Genomic DNA, 19,629 nt, shown 5'->3' with positions numbered 1-19,629 from the left:
TTTCGTGAAATGATGATTTTTCAATACCTTCTATTTTACCATAATTTAGCCTATTTTGCTTGGAGGATAAAAAAACTGTAGTAACTTTTTTGTCATTACAGTTTACAGAGATAGAGCTTTTTCAAAACACTTATCGTATGGCTATCAAGAGCTTTCTCCAAGCCTCTAGAATTTCAGGTTTCAAATACTGTTTGGCCAACTCATATGAGGCTTGGTGCATAGACTCAAGATCACTCTCTAAGGCAAATACAATTTTATCCGCCATCTGAGAAACAAGCAGGTCCTCATCCATAGTCTCGCTATAAGTAACCAGATAGCCATTCTCACCATCTTTGATGAAGGTTGGATTGCCGTAACGGGCATCAAAACCAACCAGGGCTAAACCTGCTCCTACCGCTTCCATCAGGGTCAAACCAAAGGTCTCCCACTGAGAGGTAGTGACATAAAGTTCATACTGAGGGTAGACGTCACGCAAATCCGCATGTCCTCTAAGTTGGATGTAATCATTCGCCCCTAAAGTATCAATTAGATCTTGTAGATTCTCTTGCTCCCCACCTTTACCGTAGATGTCAAAGCGAAGGTTAGGCTCTTTTTGATGGGCAAGGGTAACGGCTCTTATAGCCAAATCCAAGCGTTTCCGTGGGTCCAATCGCGAAGCCGTCATCAAACTAAGAGGCTTCCTCTGCTCCTCTGGAAAACTAAGTTTATCCAAATGTCCCACTGCTAGGGCATAAATAGCAGCGTCTGTGACACCTTGCTTTTGCAGAGTATTTTCTAAAACAGCCTTTTGTGCCTCAGTAGCTGTGATAAAGAAGTCAAAGCGTTGGGCGTACTTAAAGATGTAATAATACTCATAGTAGAGGTCCCCATTTTCAAACTCATGCTCTGAATGAAAAACAAAACCTAGCTTTGCAGGTGAATCCAGTTCATAAATCGGTCGCATAAACTCCATCAAGGAAGCCCTATCCAGCAACAAGGTATCCGCAGCTGTCAAAGGAAGTCTTGCTAGAAAACGACGCATGACCTCTGTCTTGGTCACTAAAATTTCAGTGCCTAGCCTATATAACCAGTTGGCTCCTTGCTTGAGTTCTTCAAAGGCAATGCGACCATCTTTATTGTGATAACTTCTCCTGATGATAATGCCTTTTTCAAAGTATTCTGTAACCAATTTACTTGTTCCATACCACTCACGCTTCAATAGCATGCCATTAACGTGGTAGTCTACATACCGCACACTACCTTTTTGGTAGGGATCCATCTTAAAGACTAAAGAAGTCCCATCAGAACAGGCATAAACAGACTCTATTTCACTTTGGCTCTTCAAATCTAGACGTGTCAACTTATATTTTTGCTGCAAGGCCCCCACTGTCAAAGATGGGATATGACTGTCTTGATCTGTAAAGCTAAGATAGGCATGGAGGAGCTCCTCGTAGCGATGCCCCAAAGAAAGATAATAATCTAATTTATAGGGTTGTGGCCAGGTCGTAAAGACAAATTTAGCAGGCTCATTTAATTCACGTAGCATCAAAGCTCTAGACGCCTGAGCCACATCGACACCATTAGGTTCATAGCCCACCAATAGGTTAAAGGTGTAAATCGTCATCTTTTTCCCCCTCCAATCTAGTAAAGAAAGCTAAGATTTCTTCCCTCTCGGCGAGTTTCAAAACCTCTTTCTGACTTTCAAGAGCCTTAGGGTAAAACTCTGCTTGCTGTATGAGTTGTCGGAACCCTTGCTCTAGTTCCTCTAAGGAAGTATAGACCGTTGGTAAGTCCTTATAGTAGGGACGATGAACCGTTGATTCTAAGCCAAAAATCAACTGCCCATTTTCAATCGCATCCAAAGTTGCATCAGACACTTCACTTCCATAATTCAAGTCTAAATAAATGAAACAATTCCTAAGTAGCTCTTGATATTTCTCCTGACGAATTCCTGGGTAAAGATGGACATTTCTCTTATCTTCGAGACAAGTCAACTTTGGTCCCATACTAGTTTGGGCTCCGATATGAAAGTCAATATCCGGAAAAGCATCAACTAAGTCAGCTAGGCCCTCAATATTTTCAGAAGCAGTCATCACCATGGCTTGAGGCACAAAAGTCTGAGAACCGTCTTGTTCTGCACCAGCTAAATAAATCATTCCTGACTTACGTTCCTCTTGTGGATAATAATTAGTAACCAAAACATGATTCACTTGATTTTGAATAAACTCAAGACCATCATGAGTGTCGGAGCAATAAACCAGACGATTAGCATTCAAGGTCTGCAATGTCGGGATTAGACTGGAATCCATACAGATGATAGCTTCGTCTGACTCAAGGATCTGATTCAAAACAGCCTTAGTTAATTCTTCCCTACCTGAAAAAATCCTATCTCTTCCTTCAGACCCCTGATCAATCAGGTATCCATCTTGAATATAGTGAAGCAAGACCTCTTCTTGATTACGATTAAAGTAAATATCCATAATGCCTTGCCCCTGATCATCCAGAAGGCGCTGTTTGGTACGCCAACCATAGCGATTATAATCATCAACCGCAACAACTTTTTCCCCTTGTCCAAACCATTGGACTTGTTTGACCGTACGTTCCTTTAGATTGTCACGGAAAATGACACTGGCACGGCGGTCTTGACCATCAAAAATATAGGTCGTAATCCCTAAAGTCCACAATTCCCAGTAGATGGGAACTGACAAATCGTTAAAAAAGAGTGGTTTCCCTTGATAATCTTCCTCAGAGGAATAAATAAATGACGATGCTAAACTAATAGTGTCCTTATCAACATCCGTTTCAAAATTCGTGTAAAACAAACGGGATTGGATACCAAAGGAGTCTAGTAATCTTCTCAGTTTTTCCGTTGCCTGACTAGGTTCTTGTGCAATAATAAGCATAGTTATCCTTTCTGACTAATCCAAGCAATAAATAGCTTAACCCTCGACCTTTATTGCTCCAAAAATCTCAAGTTAACCTGCGCCGTCTTATAGGTCTCAGTATCTTGAAGATTAGCTTCTTCCATTTTTTCAATCGCCCGTTTCAGACGTGTCTTATAAATATAACGGTGCCAGGTCAAATCATAGCCCAACATACCTAGTAAAGCTAGTTTTTCATTCTTGGCTTCCATCTCATCTAAGACACGCTTCTCTGTCCATACCTGCGACAGCGTATCCTTACGACCCACTCGGTACCAGTAGATACATTTTTCAGTATGAACAACACGATTGGCCTTTAACAAGAGTTTGTACATAAGGAAATTGTCTTCGACATTCTTCCCAACAGGAAAACGAAGGTCCTCAAATAAGGAGATTTTATAGAGTTTCATCATAGCACATGCCCAGGCCATATCTCTTGTTTCTTGGATGGCATCCTGGTCTATAATATCTCTCCCCTCATAGAGGGTTTCAGAATAATCGTTCTCCGTTACCTTAATCAAAAACTTACTGGTACTCTCGTTGAACAAGTTGTAGTTGGCAATAGAAACATCTGCCTCATACTTCTTAAGCTGAGTGTACAAGGTCTCCACATAATCCTCTGTTACCCAATCATCTGGGTCTACAAAAGTGATGTAATCACCTGTGGCTAGGTCAATTCCTGTATTTCGGGCTGCAGACAGGCCACCATTAACTTGTCGCATATAGCGAATACGCGAATCTCGCTTGAAAAACTCCTTGCAAATCTCCTCTGACTTATCCGGGGAACCATCATTGACAAGAATGATTTCAAGGTTTGGATAAGTCTGATTCACTATCGTTTCCAAACACTGCTTTAAATAAGCTTCCACATTATAAATGGGAATAACAATACTAACTACTTCTTTATTTTCCATGGTCTATCTCTCAATCGTATCTATATAGTCTCGAATAGCCTTTGCCATTTGATCAACCTGGTCATTCTTGAACACTTGATTTTTCCCAGTTTGGTCATGATTGGTTCCTTCAAAAGAGAAAATTGGGAGGCCCAACTGATGAATCGTTTCTGTGATATGATCAACCTCGTCAAATGGGTTAATATCCAAATAAAAGTCGATTTTTTCCAAGACCTTTCGACTGGTCAATGGATCAAAGGACGGATAAAGGATAAGGTTTGGATACTGCTCCAACTTAACCAAATTAAACCCGAAATGAGAATGAGCCAAAACATGAAAAGCCACATCTGGAAAGACCTTCAGCAAATGTTCCAACTCAAAGATGTCCGCAGTGTTGGTGTAAATGGCCGTATGGTAAGGGAAATCACCTACCATATCACTAAAACTGAGCTTTAAGGACGGCTTTCTCAATAGGATTTCTTCCCAAGATAGGGCATAGTAAAACCACCAAATATCTCTAAAACGATTGAAACGTTTAGAGGTCCATGGCTTATTGTGGGAAGTATAATGAATAACCGCTGGCACCCCTTTGAAAGCATCATACCATTCCAAATCTCCATAACCATACTGGTCCTTATCAGAACCCACTTGGAGATTATAGGTCCATGGGAGTTGTTGCCAAGCATCCTTGAAATAAAGATTCAAGATTCCTTGATCCCCATAAACATTTTGATGATGCTCCTTAGTCAAGTCAAAAAGAGACTCTGTCACCTTGTGTTGTCGCCACCAATCGGTATCAATAATCATCAAACCAGCGTTAAAACCATCTGTCGTCGTCGGACGGTCCACTACCGCTCCAATACCATATCCGCCAAGATCCACCTCAAAAAGCGGTGACAAATCTTGCGTGAAAATCATATCGCAGTCTAAATAGAGAACGCGATCTTCTTGAACAAACTCAGGAATCGCATAACGGAAAAAAGTCGCATAATGAATATGCGTACTTGGAAGTGAAAATTGTTTAAAGCTTTCGGCAGACACACGACAATTGAGAATTTCGGAATCAATAGCCTCTAAACGACGATTCATCAGCGTAAACCATTCTGTTGGTAAATTCTCATTTAGCACATAAATTTTCCACTGCCCTTTATGTGCACACAAAGATTTTAGAGCCACCTCTAACTTTTCCATATAGGATAGCTCTGCTACAAATACAACTGATTTTTTCCCCATGTTTTTTTCCTCTCAAACTCTAATAAGAATATCATTTTTTAGAAAACATTACAATTTCTATCTCTTACAAAAAAAGCCAACCCTAAGGCTGACTTTAATTGGAGATCAATTTTCTTTTAGTGTTCGTTAAACGCGTAAAATAGAATTCAGACTAGCACGTGGTTTAAAACAGCGAACACCTCTCAACTCATAGACTATTCTACAGAGGCACCGTTACTTGCGATAACTTCTTTATACCAGTTAAATGATTTCTTCTTAGAGCGTTTCAGGCTACCATTACCATCGTTGTCACGGTCTACATAGATGAAGCCATAACGTTTCTTCATTTCACCAGTTCCAGCAGAAACAAGGTCGATACAGCCCCATGTTGTGTAGCCCCAAAGCTCTACACCATCTTCATTGATAGCATCACGCATGGCCTTGATGTGGGCTGCCAAGTAGTCGATACGATAATCATCTTCAACATAGCCATTTTCATCTGGCGTATCTACAGCACCAAGACCATTTTCAACGATAAACATCGGTTTTTGATAACGATCCCAAATAGCGTTGAGGGTAATACGAAGACCTAGTGGATCAATTTGCCAACCCCACTCTGAAGCTTCCAAATATGGATTTTTGATAGAAGCAAAGATATTTCCAGCAGTCTTTTCATTAACTTCTGGATCACCTGAAGCCACACGGCTTGAATAATAAGAGAAAGAAATAAAATCAACAGTATACTCTTTGAGAAGAGCCAAATCTTCTTCAGTCATCTCAATCTTAATGCCGTCACGTTCCCATTGCTTCTTAGCATAGTTTGGGTACTCTCCTCGAGCCTGAACATCAATAAAGAAGTAGCTACTACGGTCTTCTTGCATAGCTGCCCAGTAGTCACGAGGGTGGGCTGTATTTGGATAATATTGACCCGCCGCCAACATACAACCAACCTTATTTTCAGGATCAATCTCATGGGCCAACTTGGTCGCCATAGCTGAAGCTACCAACTCATGGTGAGCTGCCTGGTATTTAACCTGTTCCTCATTCTCACCTTCTTCAAAGCAAAGCCCCGCTCCCATAAATGGTGCATGGAGAATCATATTGATTTCATTGAAAGTGAGCCAGTACTTAACCAAACCTTTATAACGTGTGAAAAGGGTACGGCAGAGATTTTCATAGAAGCCAAGCATCTTACGATTACGCCAGCCACCATACTCGGTAATCAAGTGCATTGGACAATCGAAGTGAGTAATGGTCACCAAGGGTTCAATCCCATGCTTATGACATTCCTTGAAGAGGTCTTCGTAAAAGGCAAGCCCAGCTTCATTTGGCTCAGTCTCATCACCCTTAGGAAAAATACGTGACCAAGCAATAGAAAGACGATAAGTCTTAAAGCCCATTTCACCAAAGAGAGCAATATCTTCCTTGTAACGGTGGTACATATCGATGCTTTCCTTAGCTGGATAGAAATAGCCGTCCTCAAAATCAAACATCTTACGACGTCCTGTGATTATTGAAAGACGATCCTCACCAATTGGCACTACGTCAACGTTAGCTAAACCACGCCCATCAGCATCATAGGCACCTTCACATTGGTTGGCTGCTGTCGCACCGCCCCACAAAAATCCATCAGGAAAAGTCAATTTTTTAGTCATTGTTCTACCTCTTTATGATTCAAGATTATTTCAGTAATAGTATATACTAATTTGCAATCGTTTTCTTATAGTAAACTACGAAATACTGATACTATCCTATGATTCCAGACAAAAAAATCGAGAGTAGGACAAATACCCACTCTCGACCATAATCATTCTACTCCACAATTGTTGCTCCAAGCACATTCTTAAAATGCCCAATAGCAAAATCATGCGCTTCTGACGTCAAGGATGCAGTAGCGCTCTCCACAACTTCGATATCATAACCTAAATTATAGGCATCAATAGCTGTATGGAGCACACAAATATCCGTTAAAACTCCTGTCAAAACAACCGTCGTCACACGACGTTCACGCAAACGAATATCCAAATCTGTTCCAGAAAAGGCTGAATAATGACGCTTATCCATCCAGAAAACACGATTATCATCCTTGATAGCATCATATACTTCAGCTAACTTTCCATAAAGGTCACGACCAGATGTGCCTTCGATATTATGAGGCGGGAAGAGCTTGGTTTCAGGATGGAAGGTATCTCCTTCATCATGTCTGTCCATAGCCACGAAGATATAGTCCCCATTGTCATAGGCCTCTTGAGTTACCTGAGCAATACGGTCTTCAATGGCTTGTGCAGGCTTTCCAGCCGTCAACTTTCCATCATCTGCCACAAAATCATAAGAGTAATCAATTGAAATCAATGCCTTTGTCATGCTTCTTTCTCCTTTTAAAAAAGTGGGGCAGGTTCCTCCTACCTCACTTTCTTTCAGTATTCTTCTTATTCGTATTCTTTCAATTTATCGTAGATACCTTCGTTAAGGACTTTAAGATAAGTACCTTTCATACCGAGTGAACGGCTCTCAATAATACCAGCTGATTCCAACTTACGAAGGGCATTAACGATAACTGAACGTGTAATTCCGATACGGTCAGCGATAACAGACGCAGTCAAGCGACCTTCCAAACCGTCCAACTCGTTCAAGATAGCTGAAACAGCTTTAATCTCTGAGTAAGACAAGGTATTGATAGCCATATTAATAGCTGTTTGTTTACGAATCGTTTCTTCCAAGTTTTCTGTTTGAAGGTTCAACAATTGCAAACCAACTACCGTAGAGGCAATCTCAACTAAGATAAGGTCTTCGTCCACAAAGTCATGATCATTACGCCAAATAATGAAAGAACCGAGACGCATACCACCACCATAGATAGGTGCAATTGTAGTCAAACCGTCTGGGAAATCATCTTTTGATTCCACTGGGAAAATGGTCAAGTCACTGTCAATACCAATGTTTTCTTGAGTATCATAAACACGACTAATACCACGAGTATATTCCTCTGGAAGTTGTTTAGCTTCAAAAAACTCTTCTACACGGTCATTGTTGGTTTTGTATTTCATGGCAAAACCAAGGAGAGCACCACCACCATTGACGATAGCAGCATTACAATCAATGATATCTGCTAACTGAGCAGCCATGTTGTTATATGGAAGATCGCCTTCCAAGCTATCCACTGAACGTTGCAAGATAGATGTAATTTTACGTGTTTTAGCCAGCAAATTTGCCATATTTATTGTCTTCACTTTCTATTGTAATCATAATAATATCAAGTCTTGAAGCAATCGCCATCATCAAGACCCACTAGCCTTATCATTATAGCACACTTAACCCAGAAATTGCAAACAATTGTCTGAAAATTATTTATTATTCTACTATTCATTATATTAAGTATATTATGGCATTTTTAGGAAAAACGTTCGGATTTTACTCAAATACATCCCCTTTTTAGAGACAATAAAAACCGGACAAGCCTTATTGTCCAGTTTTTTTAAGGAATTAGCGCTTGTAATATGACAAGACTCGTTCGATTTTATTACCGAGATCAGCCAACTCTTCCACTCGAGGAAGATAGACAATACGGAAGTGATCTGGTTCATTCCAGTTAAAGCCTTTACCTGGAACTAGGAGAACCTTCTCCTTCTTCAAGAGACGAAGACAGAATTCTTCATCATCTTCAATATCATACATGTTACGGTCAATCCTAGGGAAGATGTAAAGCCCTGCATCTGGCTTAACAGCTGATAGCCCTGGAATAGCGTTTACGGTATTCGTGATAAACTCACGTTGTTCATAGATACGCCCACCAGGAATCAAGAGCTCATCAACGGATTGGTAGCCACCAAGTGAAGTCTGAATAACGTGTTGAGAGAGCACGTTGGCACAGAGACGCATGTTAGCCAACATATTAAGCCCTTCAATATAGCCTTTGACATTCTTTTTAGGTCCAGAGAGAACCATCCAACCCACACGGAAACCACAGATGCGGTGAGACTTAGAAAGACCATTCATAGACACGCAGAAGACATCTGGTGCAAGACTAGCGATTGCAGTATGTTTCTTACCATCCATAACCAAGCGGTCATAAATCTCATCCGCAAAGATAATCAAATCATTTTGTCGAGCAATATCCACAATCTGTTCAAGAACATCCTTAGGATAGAGCGAACCTGTAGGATTATTGGGATTGATGACTACAATTGCCTTAGTATTTGACGTAATCTTTGATTTGATATCATCAATATCTGGATACCAGTTAGATTTTTCATCACATACATAGTGTACGGCATTACCGCCTGCTAGACTGACACAGGCTGTCCAAAGAGGATAATCTGGCATTGGGACCAAGACCTCATCTCCATCATCAAGCAAGGCCTGCATAGATATGGAAATCATCTCTGAAACACCATTACCAATATAAATATCATCAATATCTACATTTGGGAATCCCTTTAACTGGCAATACTGCATAATCGCCTTACGAGCTGAGAAAATCCCTTTACTATCCGAATACCCTTCACTGTTACGAACATTCATAATTAAATCACGAATGACTTCATCCGGTGCTGTAAAGCCAAATTCCGCAGGATTTCCCGTATTAAGACGAAGAATCTTTTCACCGTTAGCAATCATACGGTTGGCTTCATCCAAAACTGGTCCACGAATATCATAGGCAACGTGTTCCAACTTTGATGATTTATCAAATGTTTTCATAAGTTAATCCTTTCAAAAGATACTAAAAGCAGATACATCTAGCAGAAAATAAGAAAATTCAACACCTGATGGGGATTTCCACTTTTATTGACACCAACTTTATTTAGGCTCAGCCATTTGGTATCATTTCTGAAGACTTGTCTTCCAATTGTTTAATTATCATGTTTCTTACGAAGCTAATAACAGATTGTATTATACCTCTTTTTCATGCAATCTTCAATTTTTAGATAATACTGAAATCTTCACATTACTACGGACATCCTAAAGTAAGCAGTCAAAAAAAGATTTCAGAAAATCCATAACAACGCTTTCATTTTTTAGATTAAAGGAGTATAATAAAGCTAAAGATAGGAGGTAGAGCTTATGTCTCAACAATATGAACGTATTATGGTAGCTGTCGACGGTTCTTACGAATCAGAACTGGCCTTTATTAAAGGTGTGCACGTTGCAAAACGTAATAATGCTCAGTTACTATTGGTACACGTTATCGATACACGCGCCCTTCAAAGCGTTGCGACTTTCGACTCTTATATCTATGAAAAACTAGAAGACGAAGCTAAAGCTGTTTTGGCTGACTTTGAACGCCAAGCCAGAGAAGCTGGTTTAACCAAGATTCGCAAAGTTATTGAGTTCGGTAATCCTAAGAGCCTCTTGGCTGTTGATATCCCTGATAAGGAAAATGTTGACCTTATTATGGTTGGTGCCACTGGTCTCAATACTTTTGAACGCTTGCTTATTGGTTCATCTTCTGAATACATTCTCCGTCACGCAAAAGTTGACTTGCTCATTGTTCGTGACTCTGAAAAAACACTTTAGTCACCTCTCACAAGCACCTCTGGTGCTTTTCTCATATGAAAAAGAACCGAGATTTTAACTCTCAGTTCTTTTTTTTGTTCTATTTTTCAGACTTTGCTGATTCAGACATCACTTCTGACTCTGAAGTTGACTGGCTTTCTTCGACCAAGTCTTCACTAGCAGATTGGCTTGAGGCACCTGCTTGCTCCAAAGCAAGGCTAGTTGAAAGGCTCTCACGCTCTGCTTCCTGACTAAGGCTAGCTTCAACAATCATGAGTTCCTTTTGACGTTCTGTTTCACGAAGGTATTCACGTTCTTCTAGCTCTTCCTGGCGACGTCTTTCCTGCTCAAGTCTTTGAGCTTTTTGACGCTCACGCTTAGCATGACGTTTTTGCGTCTCATCAATCAAGACCTTAGTGTTGTCTTTAATATGCATCCACTTAATAAGACGAACTAAGAGTCTCCATAGGAAAACAATAATCGATTCTGCGAAAAGAAGAATCTCAACCAGAATAACACCTAGCAGGCTCCAAGCCATAAAGAGTGTAATCAATAATTGCGTGAAAATCTTCTTCAAGTCACCCAAATGATTGTTGTGAATATTAAGAGTCTCAAGGAAAAGATCTAAAATTCCTTGCAAGAGGTGTGATTTAACAGATTTGTCTCCCTCTAAGCTCAAGTCCGTTTGAACTTCTGCCGGAGTAACAACGGTCAAGTCCCCATCTTGGTAGACATCAATACGGTCTCCTAATTTTATATCAAAATCAAAAAGCGTGCGATCTATTTTCTTAAGTCGCCCGTCAGGATGACTGAGATAAACAAAGTCATCATCAAATTTTAAAATACGAAACATAATTTACCTGCTCTTTATTGCTCCTTAAATAATAACAAAGTTAAAAAGCCCTTGTCAAGAGCTTCTTTTTCAATCCAAGGTTTTAACACCGATACGATTTTTATACTCTTGATACGTTTCAGTGTGCATGAGAGCTTTGGCATTTTTGACCCGATCTGCTGTTGGTGGTTTGACCCCTTCCAAAGGATATGGAATACCGAGCTCACGCCATTTGAACTCACCCATTGTATGGTAGGGAAGGATTTCAAATTTATCAACATTTTTCAAGGTCTTTACAAACTCGCCGAGCTTAATCAAGTGTTCGTCAAAGTCTGTCAAACCAGGTACCAAGACATGGCGAATCCAGACTGGAACTTGTTTATCAGACAGATATTGAGCAAATTCCAAGATATTCTTATTAGGTTGACGGGTCACAAACTTGTGTTGTTCAGGATCAATCTCTTTGATGTCAAGTAGGACCAAGTCAGTTACAGCCAAAAGTTTGTCAACAACTTCATGATACTCAGGAGTATTGCGGTAAGCAAACCCACAAGTATCAAGCGTACAGTGAATTCCTAGCTTCTTAGCCTCTGTAAAGAGGGCAGTGACAAAATCAATCTGAAGCATGGCCTCACCACCTGATACAGTGATACCTCCATGCTCACCCCAGAAATGACGGAAACGAAGAGCCTCATCTAAGACATCTTCAACCGTACGTTCAACAGCCTTATTTGACTCCATAGCCCAAGTATCTGGATTATGACAATATTGGCAACGCATCTTACAGCCTTGCATGAAAACAATAAAACGGATACCCGGACCATCTACGGATCCAAAACTTTCGGTTGAATGAACAAGTCCAGTCACCTGACTGTAATCAATTTCTGCCATGGCAGCCTCCTTGTAAACGCTTTTTACATGTTTTTATTATACCTCTTTTATCGGAAACATGCTCCATATCTGCCTGAATTCAAGCAAAGGTTATACTATAATACATCTGAAATCAAGGGATATCTATACTATACCAGAAGAAAAACAAAAAAACTGGAAAAATCCAGTCTTTTATCATCTATATTATTAGGCACGTTTCTTAAGCCCCAAAAAGGCTGCAGCAGCAAGGAAGAATGTTCCTGCCAATGTCAAGATTACTGTTGATGCTTCACCAGTCTTAGGAAGTGTAACTTCCTTACCTTTAGCATCTTTACCAGTCAATGTACCGTCAGCATTCACTTTGAATCCTACCGTTTCAGGAGCGACAACACTTGTTGTACCATCAGTGTTAGCGATGACAATTTGGCTATTTTGTGTAGACACAATTGTTTGGCCAGCTGCAGTGATAACTGGAGCTGTTGGTGTTACAGTAACAACAGGTTGTCCATTAACATTCACTGCTGGAGTTTCAGGGTTTTGAGGTGCTTCGCTTGTCCCTTTATCAGTTGCTGAAGCTGGGTCTTCTGGTTTCTCAGTTGGTTTATCAGCTGGTTTTGTTGATGAATCAGCTGTTGGAGCCGGTGTCGCAGGTGTTTCTGGAGTTGCTGGTGTTGTTGGCTCAGCTGGTACTTCAGGAACTGTAGGTGTTGGTGTTGTTGGCGTTGCCGCACCTGTGTTTGAATCATTGCTACGAGCCAAGTCACCATCACTTGGGGCTGTTGAAGGACCAGTTGCTGCATGATCTGTCGTTGGTTGTGTAAGAACAGCATCATTTGTCGCAATACCATCGTCCGCAAAAGAAGTTACTGGTACAAAAGCTCCTAGGGTAAGGGTGAGTAAAAGCAAGCCACTATATATAGATTTTTTAGAAGCCATTAAGATTCTCCTTTTTTCATTTATCAGTTAATTTATATTCTACCATAAAAAAGTAATAAAAGACTGTTTTAATTAAAATCTTATTTATTTTTATTCTAAATCTATCAATACACTAAAATATGTTAGAACATCTCCAAAATTATAGTTCTTTTTCTGACAAAGTCTGGCAGTTTTGATAGGTGAAAGAGGCTTTATGACGTACTTTATAGGCATTTTCTAATCTTATTATTTTGATAAGCTGATATTCCAAGATAGATAAGAAAAAGCACTTTCACTCATAATGAGAGAAAGTGCCTAATTAGTAAATAGTCGCTTTTAAGTTCCAATATTTTCTAATAAAAACATGTAGAAAACTATTCTTCTGCCTCTTCTGGAGCTGCCGTGATGATTACCTTAAGTTTGGTTACACGACCATCCTTAACCTTATCATTGATAAATTCGAGGTGTTTGTCCTTGTTGATAACTGAATAGTGTTCCTTGACTTCTTGAGTTGGAATGGCTCCCACACCTGTCAAATAATAACCTGCAATAGTATCAACATCATCACTCTCAAGTTCTGTATCAAAATGTTCATTGAAGTCGTTAAGAGTCATAGCTCCCTCGACAATATAGGTATTCTCACCAATTTCACGAACTTCCACACTAGATTTATCTGTTTCGTCGTCAATCTCACCAACGATTTCTTCCAAAAGGTCCTCGAAGGTAACAAGACCAGCAACGCCACCGTATTCATCAAGCAAGATAGCCATCTGATTATTGGTGTTACGAAAGGCTGCCAAGAGATCATCTACGAAGATAGTCTCAGGAACAAAGAGTGGTTCATTCATGATTCGACGAAGTTTGATATTTTCGAAACCAAGTTCGAAACCTGCTTTAAGAAGGTTTTTGGTATGAATGACACCGATGATCTTATCCTTGTCATCTTCGTAAACAGGAATACGAGAGAAACTTTCCTTGAGAATAGCTTGGATATTTTCTTGAGTATTGTCTTCAATATCAATCATGAAGGCATCTGTACGAGGGACCATAACCTCACGCGCCATCAATTCATCAAGAGAGAATACCCCTTGGAGCATTTCAATTTCTTCAGCCTCAAGTGTATCCTCACTCTTGGTCAACATGTACTCAATCTCATCACGTGTCATCTGCTCATCTGCATCATCAAAGGTCATAGGTGTCAAACGAGACAAAAGATTGGTTGAGGCCGAAAGAATCCAAACAAAGGGACTGACAATCTTACCTGTAACAATAATGACAGGTGCCGAGTAGATGGCTAGATTTTCCTTGAGATTCATAGCGATACGTTTTGGATAAAGTTCCCCAAAAACGATAGAGATATAGGTCAAGACAACCAAAGAAATCATGCTACCCGCTGTCTTAGCCCAAGCCGCATGACCAAACCAAGTCGCTATCACTGCACCTAGTGACGCAGAGAGACTGGCCCCCTGTAAGAGGCTAATAAAGGTAATACCAACCTGGATAGTTGATAGGAAGTTGTTTGGATTTTCAAGAACCTTGAGTAGGCGAATAAATTTCTTATCGCCTTCTTCTGCCTTTTGCTCTACACGTGAGCGGTTAAGTGATACGAGAGCCATCTCAGATGCTGAGAAAAAGGCTGTAAGCAAGGTTAAAATTAGTAGTAAAATAGATTGAAATAATAAGGACTGACCACTAGAGTCTTCCATTTTTTCTTCTCCTCTAAAAAAAATTCTGACTTTTATTATACCATAATTTCCCAATAAAGATGTCTATTTTATGCTATAATTAGAGTAATTTATCATCAAAGGAGAGACTTATGTCACTTATACGATTAGAAAATGTCAGTTTAGCCCGTCAAGGAAAAACACTCTTGTCTGACCTTAACTGGACAGTTGAAAAAGGACAAACCTGGGCTATCCTAGGACTTAACGGTGCTGGCAAATCAACCCTCCTACGTTTATTGACGGCTGAATTTTTCCCTTCTGAGGGTCAGGCTGAGATTCTAGGCTACACTTTTGGTAATGGGGATATCACAGGTCTTCGTCAACACATTGGCATTGTCAGCTCCTTTATCACTGAGCGTTTGCCTCAACACATGACCGCTGAAAAAATCGTTCTTACAGGTAAGTACAAAAGCTCAATCCTCTATAAAGCTTATGGAGACAAAGAGCTACAAGAAGCCAAGGATATGCTAACTTCACTTGGTGCTGGAGATTTGATTGGTCGTAAATACCGTGGTCTCTCTCAGGGAGAAAAGCAAATCTGTTTAATTGCTCGTAGTCTGATGGAAGATCCCGATATCATTATCCTTGACGAAGCAACTGTTGGCTTGGATCTCTTTGCCCGCGAAAAGCTCTTACGTCAGATTGACCGTATCACCTCACTTCCTCACGCACCACTGGTCCTTTACGTCACCCACCATGCTGAAGAAATCACTGAAAAGATGGACCACATCCTCCTACTCCGTCAAGGAAAAATCGTGGCACAGGGACCAAAAAATGATATCATCACACCGGAAGTTTTAGCTGACTTCTACCAAAATCCTGTTCAAATTATTCCAATTGATGACCATCGTTTTTACATTAACCCTCTTCTATAAAAATCGCTCAAAGACACAAGTCCCCCAGACATTATCTGGGGGACTTGTTCTTTTATCACTACTCCTCTTTTATTTTCGATACACCATACAAAATTAAGGCTGGAACGATAAGTTGTTCTATAGAACCATATGAAACAATGAATAGCCCAGCAACTACATATAGACGGTTTTTGTTAGCCGTGCTTATAGCTCTTGGAAGCATCATAGTAGGAATTATGATTAATGGAGTCATAAGAATGAGTTGTATAAACCAATCAAGACCTGCTAAGGGATTAGGGTCGTTTGTAGGATAGTAAAAGACAGAAGTTAAATTAATAACTAGATTCCTAAGCGCTAAAATAAAAGCAGTCCAAAGCCAAGGGGAATGAAGACTTAGAGGATTGAGTTGTCTCTGGCTCTCCGCATAATCATAAATCTTACGCTTTTCAATGACTGGTTTAGTCTTTTTCTCCACCAACAGATTATCTTTCCTAACCTCAAACCCATACTTCTGCTGCCATTTTTCAACGAGTGTGGAAGTGTTGCCGTTTGTGCGATAGACAAGATAAGATGAAACTACTAGGAGAAAAAGAGAGACATCAGTAATGATATGGTCAACCAAGAAACCATAAACCAATTCAAGTAAACTAATGACTACGATAAGGATTGAAGAGATTCTTAATTTCTTTCGATTTATTTCAGTCATTAATGTAAGGAACAAAAATATACTTGCACACTCTAGAACAGGATACAGTATGTAAAAAATACCACTAATATCTTTTGTAGTAATCTTTACGTAGTGTGTAGCCCACATTACAGCAATCATTCCTAAGCCAAGAAGAGGAACAGAGGACTGCCAAGCTGACGGGCTTTTAAAGGAGGCTAAGAGCATCGGAAGTTCTGTCTTCTTCATCATAATGACGAGCCAAATTAGGCAAATAACAGTTAAAACTGGTGAAACCAACCAGGGTTTAAAAATGGAAGCCGGTACTATAAAATAGGTAACTAGCTGACAAATATGGAAGGCAAACACAGCTAAGATGCCCTCAACTTTCCGCTTGTCCTTCATAAACCTAAAAACAAACCATATTAAAATAGCTTGCTGTGGAAGTTGAGAACTTAGTAAGGATACAGAATTGAGCGTTTCATACTCAAAATGCAAACCATAAGACCTAAGCATAGAAAGAGCCAATAATACTTCAAAAAAGATAAGTATATAAAAATGAATTTTTCTAGACATACAACCACCCCGCCTTTCATTTAATCTTAGAGAAAACATCTTTCAACACCATTATACTCTTTTTTGTGTAAGCGTTTTATTTATATGGTAAAATATTTTCACTTTTCTTTACTTGATCATAAGACGCTCTTTTTTGACCGAATAGACTCTAGAATGAACCACATAGACATATGATATTGTCTGCGAGGTAGCCTTTTGATAACTTAGTAGGTGTTAAAGCAAAAAAACTTTCAAACAAAGAAAACGAGGTAGAAACATGACTAAAGTAATAGGTTTTGGATTAATCGCTACAGCAATAACAGTTATCACTTACAGTATTCTCGGCTTCCCCCAAATAGAGGTGTCCCTTTGGCCACTATTTCCTGTTGTTCTATTTGCCTTCTTTGCAATAGAAAATCTTATCAAAAAAGACTATAAATCTAGCCTCATGAGTACTTTGATTGGTTTAATGATTGCTAATGCAATCTATGACATACTCCCTATCTCAAATGGTATTCTGATTGTAGCAGGAATCCTAACATGCCTAGGACTAGGCTTTCTTTTTCCAAACCATGAGACGGAAAAAAAGAGACATTAAAAAAAGCCAAGGAAATTTGGCTTTTTTGTGTTATAAATTCTTTGCTTAAGCTCGACCTCGAGCAAGATTAATCATATCATAGGTTAAAGTATTGCTAGTTTCTTTAAGAGAGTAATCCTCCAAAGTATTGACTTCCTTACGAAGCTGCTTGGCATAACGGCTAGAGATCAGTTCGGCCTGCTCATACTCGTTAATAACCTTGCGTTCCAAATAATAACCACGCAACATTTCATCGATATTGTCTGGATTGAGGTGGGTGATAACCCGCTCTACAAAGGCTCCTGATTGGATAATTTCAGCTTCCTGAAGACGACTACGTTTCATATAAGACAAGAGGTCTGAGTGGTAGACACCTTCCAAGTTACTTAAGGCTTCCAAAATTTGCTCCGTATTTGTCAAATATACCTCAGCTATATGGTCACGATTCTCCTCTGTCAAACGAGTAACACGCAGAATTTCATCATGATCAAGGCTAAACCTAAAGGTTAAAACCAAGTGTAAGAGTCGACGAAGACCACGCACAAAGACAACGAAGGCATAAGAAAGACTAGAAACAAAGCCACGGTTGATACGACGCTCCAACCCCTTGATATAACGTTGATAAAGGTTATATTCGAGTTCAGAAATCTTGCCCTTCTTGTAGGCATATTCTAGACCTTCACTCTCGATTTCCATAATCATGACACGGATATTAGCCAACTCTTCTTTGACATTATTGGATTCCTGCTCCAAGATTAGATTTTCCAAGCGTTGGTTATAATTGTCAATAGTCGCATAGATAGCCCCTTGATGTTTAGACTGCTTGAGGTCCTTCTCTAGCTCTCCAACAACATCATTGAGAATGGCAATCTGCATATAATGGTTGGTCGTGTGAGCTGGTCCAGTGGCTAACTTAGGTAGGACTAAGATACCAGTTAAGAAACTCAATAAGGTTACACCCGCTACTGTAAAGAGCAAGAGACTATGTTCCAGAGCAGTCATATTGGCAACCGGAAGCAAAAGAATGGTTGCAATCGAAACTGTTCCTTTGACACCAGAAAAGGTTAAAAGAGTAGCACTCTTCCAGATTTTCTTCAATGGTCGTTTGGTCCGCCAAGATCTTTGGGCAAAAACTGCACTAATCATAACAAAGCGAATGCCAAACATAGTCGCTGTTAAGAGGACGATAGCAAGAAGCATCCAGAGATTATCGTAGGTACTACTACGTAGCACTGGAGCTGCCAAGCTCGGCAGTTCCGTACCCAAGAGGAAAAAGACCATGCCATTAAGCATAAAGGTAATGGTTCCCCAAATCGTATGGGAAACATTATCCAGCTTGGCATCAAAAACGGTGATTTTTTTGAAACGACTGGCAAGCGAGATCCCTGCTACTACCACAGCAATAATTCCAGAAGCATGAATTTCCTCAGCGACAAAGTAAGAAGAAATCGGTAATACTAACTCTAGTAAGAGGGCACCTGTAACATCTGCAGCATCCATATTGTCCAAAATGGTCAAAAAGAGGCGATTAAATAAGGCTGTAATCAAGCCAACTAAAAAACCACCAAGCACAGAAATAAGCAAATTCCAGCTCGCACCAAGTAGGGAGAAGGCACCTGTCGTCAAAGCAGTCACTGCCACCTGAAAGGCAACCAAGCCAGAGGCATCGTTTAGAAGACCTTCCCCCTGCAAAATGTAGCTAATCCACTTTGGAAAACTGAAGCGTTTGGAAATAGCCGAATAGGCTACTAAATCCGTTGGCCCAAGAGCCGCCCCAATGGCTAGGCAGGCAGACAAAGGCACAGCAGCAGGCAAGACGGCCTTAGCAAAATAACCGATTCCTAGCGTCGAGACAAAGATCACTGGAAATATCAAAAATAGAATCAACTTCCAGTTGCGTAAAATACTAGTAATATCACTCTCTCCACCTTCACGAAACAGCAAGGGAGCAATAATAAACGCTAGAAAAAGTTCTGTTTCAAGCTCAAAAGCTTTCCCTTTAAAAAGTAAACCGATACCCACTCCAAAAATAATTTGAATCAAGGGTAAGGGCAGACGAGGGAAAACACGATTGATAACATTCGATAATATCAAGCTAAAAAGAAGAACAAGCAAAGCTAATGATAAATGCATAGCTCCT

Annotated in this window: 17 protein-coding genes; 3 read left to right on the top strand and 14 right to left on the bottom strand. The window is 40.0% G+C overall.

The features are described 5' to 3' along the window. Positions 1-130: 130 nt before the first annotated feature. The 8 genes from HMPREF2867_RS02225 to HMPREF2867_RS02190 all read right to left on the bottom strand — a co-directional run bounded on the left by HMPREF2867_RS02225 (position 131) and on the right by HMPREF2867_RS02190 (position 9,703). Positions 131-1,603 carry a glycosyltransferase gene (locus HMPREF2867_RS02225; protein ID WP_022496411.1) on the bottom strand — a complete coding sequence of 491 codons (1,473 nt, stop codon included), beginning with the start codon at positions 1,601-1,603 and terminating at the stop codon, positions 131-133. Beyond that, the gene (locus HMPREF2867_RS02220) at positions 1,584-2,882 is read right to left on the bottom strand and encodes a glycosyltransferase family protein (protein WP_070575449.1); all 1,299 of its coding nucleotides are present in this window, start codon (positions 2,880-2,882) and stop codon (positions 1,584-1,586) included. Before HMPREF2867_RS02220 ends, HMPREF2867_RS02225 begins: the two co-directional genes overlap by 20 nt. 50 nt (positions 2,883-2,932) lie before the next feature. Continuing rightward, positions 2,933-3,814, bottom strand: a complete 882-nt coding sequence (locus HMPREF2867_RS02215) for a glycosyltransferase family 2 protein (RefSeq protein ID WP_070575447.1) — start codon at positions 3,812-3,814, stop codon at positions 2,933-2,935. Between the two features lie 3 nt (positions 3,815-3,817). Next, positions 3,818-5,026, bottom strand: coding sequence for a glycosyltransferase (locus HMPREF2867_RS02210; protein ID WP_070575445.1), 1,209 nt, complete (start codon positions 5,024-5,026; stop codon positions 3,818-3,820). Between the two features lie 194 nt (positions 5,027-5,220). Continuing rightward, positions 5,221-6,660, bottom strand: coding sequence for a 6-phospho-beta-glucosidase (locus tag HMPREF2867_RS02205; protein ID WP_070575443.1), 1,440 nt, complete (start codon positions 6,658-6,660; stop codon positions 5,221-5,223). A gap of 157 nt (positions 6,661-6,817) precedes the next feature. Then, positions 6,818-7,369, bottom strand: a complete 552-nt coding sequence (locus tag HMPREF2867_RS02200; protein ID WP_070575441.1) for a cysteine hydrolase family protein — start codon at positions 7,367-7,369, stop codon at positions 6,818-6,820. A 65-nt stretch (positions 7,370-7,434) separates the two neighbouring features. After that, positions 7,435-8,220 (bottom strand): GTP-sensing pleiotropic transcriptional regulator CodY, encoded by a 786-nt coding sequence (gene codY, locus HMPREF2867_RS02195; RefSeq protein WP_002884784.1) that lies wholly within the window; start codon positions 8,218-8,220, stop codon positions 7,435-7,437. Positions 8,221-8,488: 268 nt separating this feature from the next. After that, positions 8,489-9,703 carry a pyridoxal phosphate-dependent aminotransferase gene (locus HMPREF2867_RS02190; RefSeq protein ID WP_004183315.1) on the bottom strand — a complete coding sequence of 405 codons (1,215 nt, stop codon included), beginning with the start codon at positions 9,701-9,703 and terminating at the stop codon, positions 8,489-8,491. Positions 9,704-10,066: 363 nt separating this feature from the next. Between HMPREF2867_RS02190 and HMPREF2867_RS02185 the strand changes: the two genes are divergently transcribed. Next, on the top strand, positions 10,067-10,519 hold the full coding sequence (locus tag HMPREF2867_RS02185; protein ID WP_002884397.1) for a universal stress protein: 453 nt from the start codon (positions 10,067-10,069) through the stop codon (positions 10,517-10,519). A gap of 79 nt (positions 10,520-10,598) precedes the next feature. On the opposite strand, the gene HMPREF2867_RS02180 is transcribed toward HMPREF2867_RS02185, so the two are convergent. The 4 genes from HMPREF2867_RS02180 to HMPREF2867_RS02165 form a co-directional block, all read right to left on the bottom strand. Further along, on the bottom strand, positions 10,599-11,351 hold the full coding sequence (locus tag HMPREF2867_RS02180) for a hypothetical protein (RefSeq protein WP_004183318.1): 753 nt from the start codon (positions 11,349-11,351) through the stop codon (positions 10,599-10,601). Between the two features lie 69 nt (positions 11,352-11,420). After that, positions 11,421-12,221 carry a pyruvate formate-lyase-activating protein gene (gene pflA / locus HMPREF2867_RS02175; protein ID WP_002891689.1) on the bottom strand — a complete coding sequence of 267 codons (801 nt, stop codon included), beginning with the start codon at positions 12,219-12,221 and terminating at the stop codon, positions 11,421-11,423. Between the two features lie 186 nt (positions 12,222-12,407). Then, positions 12,408-13,136, bottom strand: a complete 729-nt coding sequence (locus tag HMPREF2867_RS02170; RefSeq protein ID WP_022495913.1) for an LPXTG cell wall anchor domain-containing protein — start codon at positions 13,134-13,136, stop codon at positions 12,408-12,410. Between the two features lie 353 nt (positions 13,137-13,489). Beyond that, a complete protein-coding gene (locus tag HMPREF2867_RS02165) occupies positions 13,490-14,821 on the bottom strand; it encodes a hemolysin family protein (RefSeq protein ID WP_014632682.1) in 1,332 nt (443 codons plus the stop codon). A 110-nt stretch (positions 14,822-14,931) separates the two neighbouring features. Between HMPREF2867_RS02165 and HMPREF2867_RS02160 the strand changes: the two genes are divergently transcribed. Beyond that, positions 14,932-15,714 (top strand): ABC transporter ATP-binding protein, encoded by a 783-nt coding sequence (locus tag HMPREF2867_RS02160; protein WP_070575438.1) that lies wholly within the window; start codon positions 14,932-14,934, stop codon positions 15,712-15,714. Positions 15,715-15,772: 58 nt separating this feature from the next. On the opposite strand, the gene HMPREF2867_RS02155 is transcribed toward HMPREF2867_RS02160, so the two are convergent. Next, a complete protein-coding gene (locus HMPREF2867_RS02155; RefSeq protein ID WP_038676676.1) occupies positions 15,773-16,933 on the bottom strand; it encodes a hypothetical protein in 1,161 nt (386 codons plus the stop codon). Positions 16,934-17,189: 256 nt separating this feature from the next. On the opposite strand from HMPREF2867_RS02155, the gene HMPREF2867_RS02150 reads away from it, so the two are divergent. Continuing rightward, positions 17,190-17,510, top strand: coding sequence for a hypothetical protein (locus HMPREF2867_RS02150; protein WP_070575435.1), 321 nt, complete (start codon positions 17,190-17,192; stop codon positions 17,508-17,510). Positions 17,511-17,555: 45 nt separating this feature from the next. On the opposite strand, the gene HMPREF2867_RS02145 is transcribed toward HMPREF2867_RS02150, so the two are convergent. Beyond that, positions 17,556-19,622: a cation:proton antiporter gene (locus tag HMPREF2867_RS02145; RefSeq protein WP_070575432.1), complete on the bottom strand. Its 2,067-nt coding sequence runs from the start codon at positions 19,620-19,622 to the stop codon at positions 17,556-17,558. Positions 19,623-19,629 lie beyond the last annotated feature (7 nt).

The sequence above is a fragment of the Streptococcus sp. HMSC064H09 genome (genome assembly GCF_001812625.1).
Lineage (GTDB): Bacteria > Bacillota > Bacilli > Lactobacillales > Streptococcaceae > Streptococcus.
Note: the sequence above shows the minus strand (reverse complement) of the source record. Positions and strands in the feature narration are given on the sequence as shown.